This is a genomic window from Levilactobacillus bambusae (genome assembly GCF_003124125.1).
GTDB classification, from domain to species: Bacteria; Bacillota; Bacilli; order Lactobacillales; family Lactobacillaceae; genus Levilactobacillus; species Levilactobacillus bambusae.
This window is the reverse complement of sequence record NZ_QCXQ01000006.1, coordinates 1-17,515: the sequence shown is the minus strand read 5'-3', so window position 1 is coordinate 17,515 and position 17,515 is coordinate 1. Positions and strand designations below refer to the sequence as shown.

Genomic DNA, 17,515 nt, shown 5'->3' with positions numbered 1-17,515 from the left:
CACTATTTAATCCCATCGAAACAAAAATGGAGATCGTGGCTCACCCCAATTAAGATTAATCGAAGTTTGCAACGATCTCCTTTGCGGGCCCGAAAAATCCCAACCTGAGACACTAATTATGCACCTGATTTTTCCCGTGCTTTATCTGGCGAGATTGTAACCCGGATGACGGAATGGTTATGGATTTGGCTTCTCGCGTCGCCAATTGTGACTCCTTGGTTTTAACCCGGTTCCCCATGAAGGTAATGATCGAACCAAGTACTATAATCACGATTCCCACCGTTGTTGTTAAACTGATTTTCTCCCCAAGAACCGCCATCGCTAATACGGGAGCTAACGCCGGTTTAATAAAGAAAACCAGTGAGGCTGCTGAAACACCCGCAGTTTCCATGGCCAAGAAGTAAAAGGCAAATCCGCCCCCGGTAACGCAGACCCCGATAAAAAATAGCAGCCAAAAATAGTGCAGGGACACGTTTTTTAAGACGGGAATATTGGCAAACTCACGCAGGCCGCTTACAGTCGACATCCAGTTAGCGATACTTGATACATGCGTCAGTAATACCAATAAAAATAATTCAATGGTGCCCGCAATGAAGGTATAACACGTCATAACTGTACCACTTAGATGGCGTTTCAAGGAACCGTACCGGGACACAATACTGTAAAAGCCAAAGGTCAGTGCGGACAAAACCGCTAGCATCATCCCAAACAGGTTCGTTAGGTGGGCCGGATTAACAATGACCACCAGACCAACTATGGAAACCACGACAGCAATCAGGTTGGCCCGTCCCAGCCGCTCATGTAGCATTAAGTACGAAAAGATGAGCGCAAACACTGGGTTACAGCTAAATAGAACGGCCACCGTTGACGCTTCATCGTTCATAATCGCCAGTTCGTAGAGGGTCATACTGACGATGACGCAAACAAAACCCGTGATGAAAAAGAGTCCCCAGTCCGCTAAGGTTAATCTTCGAGAACCGCTTTTTAGTGCCTGACGGGCAATTGGCAGCAGAACTATGCCCCCAATGCAAAATCGAATTAAATTGAGCTGAATAGGATTAAACGCCCCGTTAGCCATCTTTAAGGCAATTTCCATTGAGCTAAACATAATCGTTGACAATATAATGTAAATAATCGTTTTTTTCAAAACTTCACTTTCAGCTCCCTAGTAAAAATTAGTTAATCAAATATAATATTTTTATTATAGCACAATTTTTTTTACTAAAAACCTAGGCGGCATCGACCAATGAATTTTTCATTTTGCTTAAATTCCTGATGAACAGATTTACTGGCTTTTGAAATTATGTTCTAATTAAATAATTAAGGCAATTTAGCCAACCCATTGATAACTCATCGTTTGATGAGACGTTAGTCATGAGTTTATTTATTCAAGCACTGAGAACCTAGAGGATAGAGGAATTTTATGCGTAATAATAACAAGAACGACCCCAAACAACCAGCCAGAGATTTCCAACCGGTGTACGAAAGTCGAAGTGCACGGCACGCCCAGCCACATTCACACGAAAAACAATCGGACACCACCTACGTTCATCCCCACCGCCCAATGGTTTGGACGGTGGTCTTGATGCTATTAGTGCTTAGCTTTGGTGGATTATCGTACGCCTATTCGTCTTATAAATCCGCAAAAAACACGTTTTCCACTACCTATCAGGGAACCGGTTCCACATCGCGGAACGTGTCCGCCGTCATTAAAAGTGGCAAGCCTTTCAATATCTTACTACTAGGTACCGATGGGGGCGCCCTAGGACGAGGGAAAAACTTTGTAACCCGGACGGATACCATTATCGTTGCCACCATTAATCCCCAAAAGGAAAAGGTTACCCTAACTAGTATCCCACGGGACACCCGGGTCCTGATTGCAGGAACCGACAACGACTACGAAAAAATTAATGCCGCCTACCCGATTGCGGGCGCATCCGGCACCATGAAGACCGTTCAAAACCTATTGAAGGTTCCCATTGATTACTTCGTGCTTATCAATATGGGTGGGCTTGAAAAAATGGTCAATTCCGTAGATGGAATCGACGTTAACCCCCTCCTAACCTTTAAATACGAAGATGTCAACGTCAAAAAGGGTCAAAAAACCCATCTAAACGGTCAGCAAGCGTTAAACTATTCTCGGATGCGGGATGAAGATCCCCTTGGGGACTATGGTCGGCAAAAACGGCAACGACAGGTCATTAAGCAGCTCGCTCTTAAGGCCATTAATATTTCCTCAATTACCCGGCTTCAAACCATCCTGAAGTCCCTCGATGGTAACCTCAAAACGGATATGTCCTTTAACGATATGATTTCGATTCGGACTAAGTATGGCGATGCCAGCCATCACATGCAATCCCAAACGTTGCAGGGCTCTGAATCCTACATTAATGGGAGCTCCTACCAAATTGCGACCATCAAGGAACTTCAACGAGTTTCTAATTCCATCCGTGGCGACCTAGACTTAGATGATAAAACCATTACGAGCCAGTATGGTGACGATTCTTCCGCCTCATCATCCACGGGAGAATCGGATACGACCAGTGGTCAGTATCAATCCGGTTCCACCACGAACCAACCAGCAACGGGCACCTATTCACCAAATCAGAACACCCAGCAGTCAACGACCGGCGCTTATTAAGGTCCTCTAAACCCAGTAAAAAAGCAGCCTAACCCCTACCGATTGACATTAAAAGTCAATCGAATCAGGTTAGACTGCTTTTTGGTTGTGGTCGTGATTCGAATTCCGTACCGGCTTGCTTAAAAGGCCGCCTTAGTACCTGTCTGCTACCGTTGGTATAACTCCACCATTGCCTGCGGGGTTTTAAAAATTTCATCGGCCAGCATTAAGGGGTTTACCGCTTGGCCGTTCCAAGCAGCCAAGCCAAACTGAACCTTTGCGGCATGGGCTGCCTGCAGATCATACGCAGTATCACCAACGTAAATCGTTTGCTTCCGATCCGCCCCTAACCGTTCGATAGCCACGTTGATGGGGTCCGGAGCGGGTTTTCCCCGTTTAGCATCTTCAGCCACAATGCATTCGCTAAAGTATTGATCTAAACCAATCGCCTGAACGTCCCGTTCGAAGTCAACGCGCGGCTTAGAAGTCATGATGGCCAAGCTAGCCCCCGCCTTTTTCAATACCGTGAGCGCATCCGTCACTCCATCATACAGCGAGACACGATCTTGATACCGCTTGGTCTGGTCGTTCCATTCGACTAGGACATCGTCTAGATCCGTCACCCCCAATTGTTTCAGTGCATCCCGACTCGTAATTCCAAACGTCTTAGCAATGTCCTCATAGGTCAAATCCATTCCCCGTTCATCTAAAACATCCTTTAACGCTTGCATATACATGTATTCGGTATCCATTAACGTTCCGTCAACATCAAAAATAAAGTTATTCATGATTTCAACACCTTTGGGTTTTTCTTTAGCGTAAGGGAGTTAGCGTAAAAGTGCAAGCCCGGAAAATAAAAAACGACTGCCTTCTCAGGCAAGTCGTCTAATCAATTACACTTCTTCAATTTTATTAACTTTAGTAGCCGGTCTTTCATCCGCTAGCTGTGGTTCAACCACAACATCACGATCCGCCACGATATCGACCTCACGCTGTAAATTATTTAACTGGTGGACGGCGCTCACCCAAGACGGAATTAAAATTAATAGCGACCCCAGCCAAGCTAAGGGTTCTGCTGAGACCGCTCCCGCATACCCAAACAGTTTAACCATCACAAGTGCTGCAAAAATCCGCATGAGGAGTTCGGCAATTCCTGCCAGAGTTGGTAACACCCGGCGGCCTAACCCCTGCAAACTATAGCGAATAATGAACAACGTGGAAAGCAGCAAGTAGGTTCCGCCAATGATATTAAAGTACGTCTGTGATAACGACAGAACGGCCGGGTCAGAGTGGCCGATAAACAACCGAACCATTGCCTGGCCAAAAATAATTTCCAGTCCACCGCCCACCACGCTAAAAATTCCGGATAGAATCAGTGTCTGTTTGACCCCCGCCATAATTCGGCTATACTTGCCGGCCCCAAAATTTTGGGCAGCGTACGTGGCCAGGGTAATGCCAAATGACATCATCGGCAAGGTCATCACCTGATCAATCTTACTAGCTGCGGTTGATGACGCCACCGAGTTAGTGCCTAACGTATTGAGGGCGGCCTGCATGGCCATACTGCCGATGGCAATAATGGATGATTGAAATCCCATTGGCAGGCCAGTTGAAAAGTGCAGCCACATATCCTGCTTTTCCGGGACAAAATCCCGCCACCGAACGTGCAGCATTGGAACCCGGCGAATAATGTAGATCACGCAGAGTAGTGCCGCAACCACTTGTGAAATAACGGTGGCGTAACCCGCACCGGCTACCCCCATATGAAAGGTTAAGATGAATAGTAACTCCAGACCGATATTGACAATGGAACCGATAATTAAGAAAAACAGTGGTGTTTTCGAGTCCCCTAACGCCCGAATCGCATTGCTCATGAGGTTAAACGCCATCGAAGTGAAAATTCCACCGAAAATAATGCTAATAAAGGTCCGAGCATCCTGATAAATGGCCGCTGGAGTCTGCATGAGCCGAAGAATGGGATCCACAAAGGTCAGGGCCAAGATAGTCAGAACAATCGTGGTTACGACGGAAATCGTAATGCTCGTCGCAAAGGACCGTCGAACGGCCTTTGCATCCCGCGCCCCAAAGTGCTGCGCCGTAATAATGGCTAATCCAGCGGTAACTCCCTGGGCAAACCCGATAATGAGGTAGTTAATGGATCCCGTTGATCCCACCGCCGCAAGTGCGTTGACCCCCAGCGTCTGGCCAACAATTATCGTATCCGAAACGTTATATAACTGCTGAAATAGATTCCCAATTAAGAGTGGAATCGTAAATAAAAAAATGAGTTTGAGGGGATTTCCCCGGGTTAAATCTTGCACGTGTTCTCCCTTCCCTTTAAAAGATCCTGGACAGTAAAAATTGAGTTCCGGTCAACTTAACCGAAACTCAGCCGCCAATAGTTCCGGTAATCAAGCCCTCATTATCGGCGTTTTCATTTTGCTTTCATAAAGACGTGATTTGTATGTTAACACGGTGACTTCCAAATCACAAGACCAAATTCAGTCGTAAAAAACAGGGTAGCTAGTTAAACTAGCTACCCTGAATCATTTTGAATATCAAGTGCGGCCAAGAAGATTCGAACTTCCACCCGCATAATGCGGACAAGATCCTTAATCTTGCGCGTCTGCCAATTCCGCCATGGCCGCGTTAACTGACAAGAATTAGTATAGCAAACGGCTCCGGGTTTCGCAACCCCTTTTTTAATTTTTATTCATTAATCGTGGTTGCCCCATCCCGATCGATGGTTAACCGTCGAATACTTCCCGGTAAGTCAAGCATATTAATCTTTTGCCGCAGCTGCGTCAGCTGTGGTTCAGTGCCCAATGTAATAACGGTGGGCCCATTTCCGCTCAGGTAAGTTCCATAAATATTCAATTCATGGGCCTTTTCGCGAATCATATCCAATTCCGGAACCAAATCCGCTAACGCCTTTTCGTGAAAGTTATCCCGTTCGATCATTCGGCTTGCAATCGCCCACTGTCCAGTTTCCAGGGCCGCCACCAGCATATTCGCAGCCCCGCTCGTTTCAACGGCTTCCTCAAAGGGCAGCGTCTTAGGGGTGGCCTCATCCTTGGCCTTCTGATCTACCCCCTGAGCTCGAATAAAAGCCAACGCTTGAATCTCATCTGGAAATGGTAATTTGACCGCGTGGGCATCCGTGCCATCAAAATCTGATACTACCGCACTGCCAAGTAGCGCTGCCCCGGCGTTATCAGCGTGGCCCTCTAGTTTAGCTGCTAAATCCATTTGTTCCTGCAGGGTATAGTCGTGTTCAGTCAAGGCATTGGCAACCTTAATTCCAGCAATAATTGCCGACATGGAACTGCCTAATCCCCGGTAAATGGGAATATCAGACATAATGGTCAGTTGATGGGGCACTAAATTCTGGTTGATTCTTAGGGCGGTCTGAACAATTAAGTTATGTTCATCGGTTGGAATACCGTCCCCTAAGGCATGGTTAACGTGCCAAGTTTCCGTGACTTCCTCGATAATCACCGTCAAATACAGGTGAAGAGCTAGCCCAATCGATCCATAACCAGGGCCAAAATTTGCTGAGGTTGCGGGTACCCGGATAATAATTTTTCCCATTATCGTCTTCTCCTTACTAACTTCTAAATTCATTCTTTTCTTGGCTCTACCGTAAAGAATTTATTGCAGGTTGTCAAAGACTACGAAGCTGCCTTTGAATCTAACCGTAACTGACCGTGGCACCGGCTGCAGACGTAGCGGGACGTATTAATGTGTCGTTTACGAAGGTAAGACTGACCACACCGTTGACAAACATACCGTAAGTGCGGTATCTGACTGTCAGTGTCCTTGGGCTTGGGAGCGTATCGGCTGCCCCCAACCCGCTTTAATAACCGTTTGAATTCGGGGGTATTATGTTTACCCGAATAACCGGCCAAATGAAGGTGATAGTGACACAGTTCATGCTTAATCACCCCAACTAAGGTCGCCTGGTCGAAGTCCGTCAGCATTTTAGGGTTCAAATCAATGTGGTGGTCATTCAAATGATAACGCCCGCCCGTTGTTCTTAAGCGCCCATTCCACAGTGCCCGATGCTTAAACGGCCGGTGAAAGTAATCAATTGAAACTTGTTCAACCAACAGCTGCAGTTGTTCTTCTGTCATGTAATCCCTTCCCTACTACTTGGGTTCTACCATGGAAAGCTGAATTCGGTGGCGGTCTTCATCCACACTTTGAACCCACACAGTGACAATATCACCAATCGCAACGACACTTGCAGGGTCCGAAATGAAGTGGTCCGTTAGCTGAGAAATGTGGACTAACCCATCCTGCTTGACCCCAATATCCACAAAGGCCCCAAAGTCAACAACGTTGCGGACCGTCCCTTGTAACATCATACCAGGCTTTAAATCGGCCATCGTTAGGACATCCTGCCGAAGCAGTGGTGCCGGCATCGTGTCACGGACATCCCGCCCGGGACGTGATAGTCCATCAATAATATCTTTGAGGGTCGCTTCACCAACGTGAAGCTGTTCGGCCGTCTGCTGAATCGGTAACTGATCTAATCGGGCGGCTAGCTTAGTTGACCCCACGGCAGTTTCATCTTCGTTGACGACTGCAAGAACTTGCCGCGCCACACCATAACTTTCGGGGTGAATGTCCGTATTATCAAGTACCTCGTCCCCGTTTAAAATTCGTAAAAACCCAACTGACTGTTCGTAAGCCTTAGGTCCTAGGCGCGGAACCGATTTTAATGCCGCCCGATCGAGATAGCTCCCGTGTTCATTCCGATACCCCACAATATTACGGGCCGTAGATTTCGTTAAGCCCGAAATATGAGTCAGCAGCTCAGGGCTTGCCGTATTAACATTAACCCCAACTTGATTGACCACGGTTTCGACCACCCGATCTAACCGGGCATCGAGTTCCTTTTCGGGTACGTCATGCTGATACTGTCCCACCCCAACGGATTTAGGGTCAATTTTGATCAGCTCCGTTAATGGGTCTTGCAACCGACGACCAATCGACACAGCGGAACGTTCTTCGGTATTAAAGTCCGGGAACTCATCCCGGGCTACCTGACTGGCCGAATAGACGGACGCCCCTGACTCATTGACAATGACATAATAGACGGGCCGATCGATGGTGGCAATGACGTCGGCCACAAATTGTTCTGATTCTCGGCTAGCGGTTCCGTTTCCAATGGCAATGGTTTGAACGTGGTAATCTTCAATTAACTTTTTTAGCTGCTCGGGAGCGGCGGCCCGCTTAGCCTGAGAGGCGGGTTTGTGCGGATAAATCACCATTTTCGTCATAAATTTACCGTTCTGATCCATAATGGCCAGTTTACAGCCCGTTCGGTAAGCGGGATCAAACCCCATGACGACCTGGCCCTTCATCGGGGCCTGCATCAAGAGGTGAAACAGGTTTTCGCCAAATACTGTAATGGCGTGTTCATCCGCCTGGTCAGTCAACTCATGCCGAAGATCCCGCTCAATCGCAGGACCAATAAACCGCTTGTAAGCATCTTCATACGCTGCTTCAATCAATGGGACAGCCGGTCCTGTTTTATGTCCGATCAGCCGGAAGTGGCCGTACTGAATAATTGACGCTGGATCAATATCGATAGTCACCGAAAGAATTCCGGCCTTTTCCCCCCGGTTAATTGCAAGAATCCGATACGAAGGGATTTGTTTCACGGCTTGAGTAAACGAATAATACATTTCGTAAACGCCTTGTTCATCCTTCTCTTCCCCACCGCGTTTAACCTTGGCCACTAACTGGCCCTGTTTGGTCGTATACTGCCGTATCCAATCCCGAAACGTTGCCACCTTACCGATTTGTTCTGCTAAAATTTCATGGGCTCCCGCAAAAACATCCTCAATGGTCGTGATATCCTTTTCAGGGTTCAAAAACCGGGCCGCCTCGGTGTTAAGATCCGACTTAGGAAACTTTAATAACCAGTTAGCAAACGGCAGTAATCCCGCCTCTTCCGCAATGGTTGCCTTCGTCCGCCGTTTTTGTTTGTACGGCAAATACAAATCTTCAACCGCTTGAATGACCTCTGCTTGCTGAAGCTGCTTAGTTAACGTCGGAGTCAGCTTTCCCTGCTCCGTAATCGCCTTTAAAACTTCAGCCTTCCGCTTTTCCAACTTCGTTAACCGCGTTGCCTCATCCTCAATTTCACGAATCGCCACTTCATCCAACGATCCCGTCCGTTCCTTCCGGTAACGGGCAATGAAGGGCACGGTATTCCCATCCTCTAATAACTGTAACACCGCTGAAATCTGGCGTTCCTGATAGGCCGGTAACGACCGGTTAACCGACTGAACCATGTGCTTTTCCATTGACTTAATGCCACATCCCGTCCAAAAATTGTTAGGTCTATTATACCATGTTCCCTACCCGTCACTGATAGATTCGTGAAACCGGCGGCCCCTGACGAAAAAAGGTCGAACCAATAAAATAGACTAGCTAGCCCAATTGATCCAACATGATCAACCGTGGCTAACTAGCCCGTTTAAGTTACATTGCCGTCATCATAATCCGCTGGGTATTCGCATTGACTCTCTGCATAGCCGCATCTTGTGCTTGTTCAGCGGCATCAAAAGCCGCTTTATCAACCGTCTGTTCCGTTGGGTTTAAACTATTTACCATCGCCTGGCAGGCTTCTGTGTAGTCTCTGTAAGCTGCAACTAATTGCTTATGCTTGCCGAGTACCCGAACGGGAGCCTGAGCCCCGGCTAACCGATTTAAATCGCCTTCGTAAACGTCCGTACCGTCCTGAAAGGTCGTCTTAATTGCTTCATACTCCGAGGTACTAATATCATGTTCCGTACCAGTATCCAAAGCATTCCGTAGTTTTTGAAAATCGCCGTTCATTTTTGTCGCGGTGTCTTCGGTTGATTTCAAAACCTGTGAGAGGACGTTTAAGTATTGTGCACCATTTGTTTGAGTCATTTTTTCACCTATTTCCAAAAATTATCGTAGACGTTAATCGTTAAATGCCGCTTGTGGGCTGTTTTACGGTACCAATTTTCAATCGTTTCCGCCGCTTTGTCGCTAACGGGCTTACCCTCAAGGTAATCATCGATGTCGTGATAGCTAACCCCAAGGGCTTGTTCATCGGGTAACGCAGGACGATCCTCCTCTAAGTCCGCCGTAGGGACCTTTTCGTAAAGGTCCTTCGGAGCATCCAGCACCTGAAGCATTGCCCGGCCCTGACGTTTATCCAACCGCCATAGCGGGGCAATGTCAGCGGCCCCATCACCGTACTTCGTATAAAACCCGGTAACGGCTTCGGCGGCGTGATCCGTTCCAATGACGACCCCTTTGCATTCGCCGGCAATCGCGTACTGGGCAATCATCCGTTGGCGGGCTTTGATGTTTCCCTTGTTAAAGTCACTGACCGTTGGCCCAGTCACCTCCACCGCCATAACCATTGCATCCGTTGCTGGTTTGATGTTGACCGTTGCAATTTGATCGGCCGCCATGAACTCAATGGCCCTTTCAGCATCCGCTTCGTCTGCTTGTTCCCCGTATGGGAGTCGGACGGCAATAAATTGATAATCCTCAATCCCAGTTTCAGACCTTAACTCCGTAACGGCCATTTCAGCTAGCTTACCTGCTAAGGTTGAGTCCTGGCCCCCCGAAATTCCAAGGACAAGGCTTCTTAATCCCGAATTTTTAGTGAGGTACGCCTTCATAAAATCAATGCTGCGCCTGATTTCCTCTTCCGGGTTAATCGTTGGTTGGACCTTTAACGCCCCAATAATTTGTTTTTGCATTTCACGCATGAGACAGCCTCCATTTGGTTTCAAGTCATTCCTAATGATCATAGCACTTTTTTACCTAAAAACGGGTAGGCATTTTTAACAAGACACTGGTATGATAAAGTAAACCCTTGTAACCAACAGAAAGGAACCGTAAAAATGCCTCAGTCATTTCCTACCATTACCATTTTAAACGTTCCCTTTATTAAAGCCACTCAAAATGACTTTGTTCAGGTATTAGAGGAACGGGTTAACCACCATCAGAATACCTTTGTGGTAACGGCTAACCCTGAAATTGTGATGTACGCCCAGGCTCACCCCGATTACCAGCGCCGGTTGCACACCGCTGACTACATTACTCCGGACGGAATTGGAATCATCAAGGGGGCAGAAATCCTAAACACGCCCCTAAAAGACCGAATTACGGGTTACGATACCATGCTTGACCTTCTTACTTGGGGCAGCCAGACGCATAAACGGGTGTACTTTGTCGGGGCTAAACCCTTTGTGATTGCCAAACTGAAGTCGGTCTTAGCCGACCAGTATCCCGGGTTAGAAATTGCGGGGCTTCAAGACGGCTACTTTACCGACGAGGCGAGCGTGGCCACCCAAATCCACGATGCCAACCCCGACATGGTTTTTGTGGCCCTCGGATTTCCTAAACAGGAACAATTTATCATGGATCACCGGCACGAAGCGGCTGCACTATGGATGGGGGTCGGCGGCAGCTTTGACGTTCTGGTGGGCGCCGTCAAACGAGCCCCAAAGTTCTGGCAAAATCACCACCTGGAATGGCTCTATCGTATGCTAAAAGAACCCAAGCGGATCAAACGTGATCTCGTGCTACCCCAGTATTTAATGGCCGTTAAGAAGGAACACCGAAGCAAGAAATAAAACCAGTCCCACACAGAGAGACTTCTCTGGTTGGGACTGGTTTTATTTTAGTATCAAATTTTCATTGTCCGGATTTATCCCCGCTACTTTTCGAGGTAAAATTCAAATCGTTCCCCAACGTACTGGGTCCGAACGTATTCAAAGGGCCGTCCGTCTTGCAGGTAGGTCAACTGACGCAGCCGAAGAATCGCATCGCCACGTTTGATGTGGAGATAATCCGCAATTCGTTCGGAGGCTGACATGGCTGAAACGGTTTGTTGGGCCTTCCCTGGAACTAATTTTTTCTTTTCTTCCAGGGCGTGGTACAGCGAACTCGTTACTTCCGCCTTGCTTAGTCCCTCCACTAGGTTAGCCGGAACGGTCGCCACCTCATAACAAATCGGAACGTCGTCACCGTAACGAACCCGTTCCATCCGCAGCACCTGTTCGTTTTCCTTTAGCCCTAACTTCTCGAGCTCACTAAGGGAGGGTGCCATCACGTGGTAAGAAATTGTTGTACTGGAAGGCTTTTTCCCCTGAGCCAGCATAACATCCGTAAAACTGGTGACCCCAGACATCTTTTCTTGAACCTTCTGGTTGGCAACGTAAGTCCCCGACCCCACTAGCCGTTCAAGAATTCCTTCATCCACTAAGGTTTGAATGGCCTGACGGAGGGTCATCCGACTCACACCAAACCGATGTGCCAATTCCCGTTCTGAAGGAATTCGATCGCCAATTGCCCACTTACCGGCTTCAATTGAGCGCTTAATATCATTATGAATTTGAATGTAAATCGGTGAACCCATGTTATTCAACCCTTTCCACAGCTAGACTAATCTTTTTGTGTGTTGTCAAATTCGCGACCTAAACTAAAGGTCGTTTCTAAATCTAAATGATCTGAGAAGACGTTTAAATCCGCATCCTTGCCGGGTAGGAGGTAACCCTTATGCGTTAACCCAAATTCGTTAGCCTGGTTCACGGAGCTCATCCAAACCGCCTCTTCAATGCTGCAACCCGTAAAGTCCATCACGTTTTTAAAGGCGTCGACAAACGTTAAAACCGAGCCGGCTAAGTTACCGGTCTCTAATCGTGCTTGCTTATCCTTCACGATAACCTTTTGGCCGCCTAATTCACTAACGCCCTCTGGCATTCCCTTGGCCCGCATGGAATCCGTCACCAGCTCAAGTCGGTGGGGACCCTTTTGATCGTAGGCCAGCTTAATCATATCGGGTACGATATGGAAGCCGTCACAAATGATTTCAGCGTACATATTCTCTTCCAGCATCGCATGACCCGTTACCCCCGGTTCCCGGTGGTGCAGCCCCCGTTGCGCATTATAGAGGTGGGTAACGTGCGTCGCCTTACTTTGTAGCAGTTGAGCCCGCGTTGCATTTGAATGACCCACTGATGGCACAATATCATGTTGAAGACAGTAACTTTCAAAGGCCTGGGAACCAGGATCTTCTGGCGCATAGGTAATTAACCGAACCCGGTTACCCGATAACGTATTCCACCGATCAAGGAGTGCAACGTCAGGATCCTTAATGTATTGTTCCGGCTGGGCCCCCTTAAAAATCGAAGCAATAAAGGGACCCTCTAAGTGAACACCTTGAATCACGGGATTCTTTTCTGCGGCATCGCGAATCCCCGTCATCGCGTGGTCAATGGCCTCATTAGATTGAGTCATGGTTGTGGGGAAGATACTCGTCGTCCCCTCATGAATGGCTTGATCCACCATGGTATCAATTTGTTCAGCATCCCCATCCATGCTATCAAACCCATACCCACCGTGGGTATGAACGTCAATGAAGCCGGGCACGATAATTTTACCCGGGGTATACCGGATTTCATCATCGGCTTGTGCCTGATAATCCTTCATTGGCCCCACCGCCTCAATCGTTTCGCCAAATCGAAGATATCCGTCTTTAATGACTTCTTCACCGGTGTAAACCGTCACATGCTTATAAACAATACTCATTGATCCCACTCCTTCGTGTTTTCTATCCTGATCTACCCCCATTATAATCGGTATAGACCATCAAAACAAGTGGTCATCCTAATCTTTATCCTCAGGTTCCGTCCCTACTGTCGCATCGATTCCCTTAACAACGGCAGTCGGCAGGCCATACTCCTGCATGGCTAAAATTCCCTTGACGGTCCGACCACCTGGAGAGGAAACCTGGTCAATGAGATCAAACGGAATTTTATGGGACATTAGCATCATCTTAGCGGATCCTAAGGTAGCCATTGCCGCAATTCTAGTAGCCTGCTCCTTATTAAATCCGTACTTCACACCCGCTCGGCTCATACTATCAATAAAGAGATCGATAAACGCTGGCGATGACCCAGCTAAAGCCGAAAAAACGTCAAATTGGTCTTCGGGTACCTTAGTCGTTTCTCCAAGCGCATTAAAGACCCCGATGGACCGAATTAAATCGTCGCCCTTCAGGTTATCATTATAGGCAATCGCGGTCATTCCGGAACCGACCTCAACGTTAATGTTGGGTAACGTCCGAAGAATTGGGAAATCATAACCCACAATGCTTTCCATATCATCCAGGGTAATTCCCGCCACAATCGAAATGAGAATCTTTTTGCCATCGTGTAGTTCTTCGGTTACCTCACGTAAAACATCCCGGGTCAGCTCCGGAACGACGGCCACGACGACTAGATCCGATAACTCCGTGACTTCCCGGTTACTTTTGGCTGCGGTAAGCCCGTTTGCCTTAGCATATGGTTCGTAGTTTTCTGTGTGGGCGCTATGTATGACAATATCTGCCGGCATAAATGTTTTGGCGTTAAGCAGTCCCTGAATAATCGCTTTCGCCATAGCACCGACTCCAATGAACCCAATTTTCATTTTGGTTCCTCCCGACTTTATCACTCATCAATGACATCAATCCATCGATTGAATTAACTTCACTATTATTAAACTGACTCTAACGAACTTTGACCCGCTTGTCAATTTTGAACAAATAAAAAACCAGTCACGCACCGTGACTGGTTCTTAGTTGGGCTAGCTGGATTCGAACCAGCGCATCACGAGACCAAAACCCGTTGCCTTACCGCTTGGCTATAGCCCAATAATAAAAATGGAGGGGAGTGGATTCGAACCACCGAACCCGAAGGAGCGGATTTACAGTCCGCCGCGTTTAGCCAGACTTCGCTACCCCTCCGAAAATGAATCGCCGTAACGAATCAACTATATTATCATATCGAACATTACGTCATTCGTCAAGAAAAAAATAAAAAAGCAATCACAATTATGATTACTTTTACTCAATTGGGCTAGCTGGATTCGAACCAGCGCATCACGAGACCAAAACCCGTTGCCTTACCGCTTGGCTATAGCCCAATAATAAATGGAGGGGAGTGGATTCGAACCACCGAACCCGAAGGAGCGGATTTACAGTCCGCCGCGTTTAGCCAGACTTCGCTACCCCTCCGAAAATGAATCGCCGTAACGAATCAACTTCATAATAATACATAAAAATTCAAATTTCGTCAACCCTTTTAATTGATTTTTTATCGAGGTCAATTATTTTCAAACGGTTTTGCCACTCTGTCATAAAATCTGGCTGTTGCCATTCATGCAACCGTGACGTTCCGTAACCTAATGCCTGATCATAAAATGTCGTTTGATCAATCTTAAGCGGCTCAGGATGAATATGCATATGCCCGAATAAAACCACAGAAGTGCCATACCGTCTAAGCAGAACCCCCATCCTCGGACTGCCCATCAACGCGTTCGCCATGTTCCAAAAGCGATTGTCAGACGTATACCGAATATAGTGGTCATCCGGGACAAAGTGAGTGACAAACAGCACGCGCTTGTGCGCTAACTGAGCCAAGTTTAAGTCACCTTCAACCTGCTGCAATACAATGGCCATCCTTTCGGGATCGGTCATTGGCTGTTCAATCGATGAATCAATCCAGAACGCCCGTTTCCACTGGGCAAAATCACGACCCACCAGATTACTGGCAAACCCATAGTCATACCACCCATTATTCCCAATAATCCGCCAGTCAGTCCCGGGAATATCAATCCACCGATGATGCAGATAAAGGTCACTCAACGGGCTTTCTAATTGTTCATATGAAACATCATGAACCATCTCATGGTTTCCCGCGATAAAGTAAACCTTAGCATCTGGGAGAGCTGCTTGCAATCGTTCCATATAGGTAATAGTTTTTTCAAAGCTATTATAGGTATCGCCACCATTTATGACGTACTGAACACCCTGGGCGGCCAAAAAATCAGCCCGCTGGTTCAACGTTTCTTCGGGACTGATCCCATTAACGTCAAAGTGTAAATCACTCATTAATGCAACCTTCATGATGACCCTCCTCTACAACAAAAGCTCCCCTAGCCTAACACTAGGAGAGCTTCATTATAAACTAATTGAGTTAGTTAACGCCATCCATAAGACGTTTAACTGGTTTAACTAAGGCAAATAGAATGATTCCGACAACAACGGAAACAATTCCGACCCAACCAAAGTAATTCGCTTCATTACCTGGGGTATAAAATTTAACGATTTGGGCGTTCACCGCTTGTCCAGCGGAGTCGGCTAGGAACCACATACTCATCATTTGGGATCTAAAAGCTCGGGGAGCTAGTTTAGTCGTTACAGACAGCCCAATTGGTGAAATTAACATTTCCCCAATTTCAACGAGTGCCCAACTACCAACAAGCCAAAGGGGACTAACCTTAGTTCCTGCACCGAACAAAGTAACTGGAACGACCATCAAGAAGAAGGAGGCTCCGGCAAATAACATCCCCGTGGCAAACTTAGCCGGTGAGCTTGGCTGCTTACGGCCTAAGCGTGCCCATAACGCAGCAAACAGCGGCGTGTAAATTAAGATGAACAGTGGGTTCAACGATTGATACCAGGCCGGCTGAATGTGCAGGAAGCCAAGGTTGTTGTTAACCTGGTCAGCAGCGAATAACGCTAACACTGAAGACCCCTGTTCTTCAATTGCCCAGAAAACAGCTGCGGCAATAAACAGGACAACGTAGGCCCAAACCCGTGATCGTTCAGTTGGCGTAACCTTCTTACTCGTTAAGAAGATTGTAAAGTAAACCACTGGGGTTAGAATGGCAATCGCACTTAACAGTGAAATAAAGTTCGTAATGTTTAAAGCACCCATGACAGCCATTAAAGCTAGAACCAGGATTAACCCAATTCCACCCACAGTAACTTCAATCATTAACTTACGAAAATCACCTGGTTCTAAGGGATCGGTCGGGTACAGACTATCTTTACTCAAGTACTTCCGGCTTCCGCGGTAGTATTGGATTAACCCAAAGAACATTCCAATTGCGGCAAGGGAGAACCCTAAGTGGAAGTTATAACTCATCCCTAACCAACCAACTAAGTAAGGTGCAATTAATGAACCTAAGTTAATCCCAAAAACAAAGATCGTAAACCCAGAGTCACGCCGGGGATCTCCAGGCTGATAAAGGCCCCCCACCATTTCAGAAACGTTAGGTTTCAATAACCCCGTTCCTAAAACAATCAGTAGAATGGATATAAACAGCGTCAGACTACCAGCAGGAATTGAAAGGGCAATGTGCCCGAACATAATAAGTATTCCACCGTAGAAAACAGTTCGTCGGGCTCCCCAGATTCTATCACTCATGTAACCGCCTAGAACAGAGGAGAGATACACCATCGAACCGTAGATCGACATAACAGACATGGCCGTGGACTGGCTAAATCCTAATCCACCCTTGGATACGGAGTAGTACATGTAATACAGTAAGATCGCACGCATCCCGTAGTAACTGAAACGTTCCCACATTTCAGTAAAGAACAGCGTTGATAAACCTCTAGGCTGTCCGAAAAAGGCATGGTCCATGTCTTTTTTATTCGTTTGGTTTTGCAAAAAAATACCTCCAGACTTGTCTCTCTTTAATTACAAGTGAAGCTCTCGTATTCACTTTTGTTGGTTGAGTTTTAGTTACGCTCATCAACTTCTAATTAAAACATAGTAGTAATTATACTGCATGCTTTTCATCAATGCAATAATCTGGAAAAATAAAATGAACGTATAATGACAAAATTTTAAGATCTTTCTTATTTTTAAATAGTCCTTCTCATACATTCACCATAATACAAAAAAGGCCCGGTTCCATAAGAACCAGACCATTTAGATGCCGGCAGAGGACCTCGAATCCCCGACCTTCGGTTTACGATACCGACGCTCTGCCAACTGAGCTATGCCGGCAAATACACCTATATAGGTGAGACAACACAACTCCGACAGGCGGACTCGA

Annotated in this window: 15 protein-coding genes and 6 tRNA genes; 2 read left to right on the top strand and 19 right to left on the bottom strand. The window is 47.0% G+C overall.

From position 1 onward, the window contains the following. Positions 1 to 112: 112 nt before the first annotated feature. Complete coding sequence (locus DCM90_RS07850; protein WP_109250818.1) at positions 113 to 1,147, bottom strand: DMT family transporter; 1,035 nt, start codon at positions 1,145 to 1,147, stop codon at positions 113 to 115. 276 nt (positions 1,148 to 1,423) lie between these two features. Here DCM90_RS07850 and DCM90_RS07845 point away from each other — a divergent pair, with 276 nt between their 5' ends. Continuing rightward, complete coding sequence (locus tag DCM90_RS07845; RefSeq protein ID WP_109250817.1) at positions 1,424 to 2,641, top strand: LCP family protein; 1,218 nt, start codon at positions 1,424 to 1,426, stop codon at positions 2,639 to 2,641. A 146-nt stretch (positions 2,642 to 2,787) separates the two neighbouring features. Here DCM90_RS07845 and DCM90_RS07840 read toward each other — a convergent pair whose 3' ends face one another. The 8 genes from DCM90_RS07840 to nadE all read right to left on the bottom strand — a co-directional run bounded on the left by DCM90_RS07840 (position 2,788) and on the right by nadE (position 10,386). Continuing rightward, complete coding sequence (locus DCM90_RS07840) at positions 2,788 to 3,408, bottom strand: HAD family hydrolase (RefSeq protein WP_109250816.1); 621 nt, start codon at positions 3,406 to 3,408, stop codon at positions 2,788 to 2,790. A 105-nt stretch (positions 3,409 to 3,513) separates the two neighbouring features. Next, entirely contained in the window at positions 3,514 to 4,941 is a 1,428-nt protein-coding gene (locus DCM90_RS07835) for an MATE family efflux transporter (protein WP_109250815.1), read from the bottom strand. Between the two features lie 242 nt (positions 4,942 to 5,183). Continuing rightward, positions 5,184 to 5,268, bottom strand: a tRNA-Leu gene (locus DCM90_RS07830). A 61-nt stretch (positions 5,269 to 5,329) separates the two neighbouring features. Beyond that, positions 5,330 to 6,211, bottom strand: coding sequence for a homoserine kinase (gene thrB / locus DCM90_RS07825; RefSeq protein ID WP_109250814.1), 882 nt, complete (start codon positions 6,209 to 6,211; stop codon positions 5,330 to 5,332). Positions 6,212 to 6,291: 80 nt separating this feature from the next. After that, the gene (locus DCM90_RS07820; protein WP_109250813.1) at positions 6,292 to 6,753 is read right to left on the bottom strand and encodes a SprT family protein; all 462 of its coding nucleotides are present in this window, start codon (positions 6,751 to 6,753) and stop codon (positions 6,292 to 6,294) included. Between the two features lie 15 nt (positions 6,754 to 6,768). Further along, positions 6,769 to 8,937 carry a Tex family protein gene (locus DCM90_RS07815; protein WP_109250812.1) on the bottom strand — a complete coding sequence of 723 codons (2,169 nt, stop codon included), beginning with the start codon at positions 8,935 to 8,937 and terminating at the stop codon, positions 6,769 to 6,771. 178 nt (positions 8,938 to 9,115) lie between these two features. Beyond that, positions 9,116 to 9,550: a hypothetical protein gene (locus DCM90_RS07810; RefSeq protein WP_109250811.1), complete on the bottom strand. Its 435-nt coding sequence runs from the start codon at positions 9,548 to 9,550 to the stop codon at positions 9,116 to 9,118. 8 nt (positions 9,551 to 9,558) lie between these two features. Next, entirely contained in the window at positions 9,559 to 10,386 is an 828-nt protein-coding gene (gene nadE, locus DCM90_RS07805; protein ID WP_109250810.1) for an NAD(+) synthase, read from the bottom strand. A 135-nt stretch (positions 10,387 to 10,521) separates the two neighbouring features. Between nadE and DCM90_RS07800 the strand changes: the two genes are divergently transcribed. Further along, on the top strand, positions 10,522 to 11,256 hold the full coding sequence (locus tag DCM90_RS07800; protein ID WP_109250809.1) for a WecB/TagA/CpsF family glycosyltransferase: 735 nt from the start codon (positions 10,522 to 10,524) through the stop codon (positions 11,254 to 11,256). An 83-nt stretch (positions 11,257 to 11,339) separates the two neighbouring features. Here the strand turns inward: DCM90_RS07800 and DCM90_RS07795 are convergent, their stop codons facing one another. The 10 genes from DCM90_RS07795 to DCM90_RS07750 form a co-directional block, all read right to left on the bottom strand. Further along, positions 11,340 to 12,041: a GntR family transcriptional regulator gene (locus DCM90_RS07795; RefSeq protein ID WP_109250808.1), complete on the bottom strand. Its 702-nt coding sequence runs from the start codon at positions 12,039 to 12,041 to the stop codon at positions 11,340 to 11,342. 26 nt (positions 12,042 to 12,067) lie between these two features. Next, the gene (nagA, locus tag DCM90_RS07790) at positions 12,068 to 13,213 is read right to left on the bottom strand and encodes an N-acetylglucosamine-6-phosphate deacetylase (RefSeq protein ID WP_109250807.1); all 1,146 of its coding nucleotides are present in this window, start codon (positions 13,211 to 13,213) and stop codon (positions 12,068 to 12,070) included. A gap of 78 nt (positions 13,214 to 13,291) precedes the next feature. After that, positions 13,292 to 14,095: a pyrroline-5-carboxylate reductase gene (gene proC / locus DCM90_RS07785; RefSeq protein ID WP_109250806.1), complete on the bottom strand. Its 804-nt coding sequence runs from the start codon at positions 14,093 to 14,095 to the stop codon at positions 13,292 to 13,294. A 151-nt stretch (positions 14,096 to 14,246) separates the two neighbouring features. After that, positions 14,247 to 14,318 (bottom strand) — tRNA-Gln (locus DCM90_RS07780). Positions 14,319 to 14,328: 10 nt separating this feature from the next. After that, positions 14,329 to 14,411, bottom strand: a tRNA-Tyr gene (locus DCM90_RS07775). A gap of 107 nt (positions 14,412 to 14,518) precedes the next feature. Continuing rightward, positions 14,519 to 14,590: transfer RNA gene (locus tag DCM90_RS07770), tRNA-Gln, on the bottom strand. Between the two features lie 8 nt (positions 14,591 to 14,598). Then, positions 14,599 to 14,681, bottom strand: a tRNA-Tyr gene (locus DCM90_RS07765). Between the two features lie 48 nt (positions 14,682 to 14,729). Then, positions 14,730 to 15,572, bottom strand: a complete 843-nt coding sequence (locus DCM90_RS07760) for a metallophosphoesterase (RefSeq protein WP_109250805.1) — start codon at positions 15,570 to 15,572, stop codon at positions 14,730 to 14,732. Positions 15,573 to 15,642: 70 nt separating this feature from the next. After that, positions 15,643 to 17,097, bottom strand: a complete 1,455-nt coding sequence (locus DCM90_RS07755) for a peptide MFS transporter (RefSeq protein ID WP_109251080.1) — start codon at positions 17,095 to 17,097, stop codon at positions 15,643 to 15,645. Positions 17,098 to 17,393: 296 nt separating this feature from the next. Continuing rightward, a tRNA-Thr gene (locus DCM90_RS07750) sits at positions 17,394 to 17,466 on the bottom strand. Positions 17,467 to 17,515 lie beyond the last annotated feature (49 nt).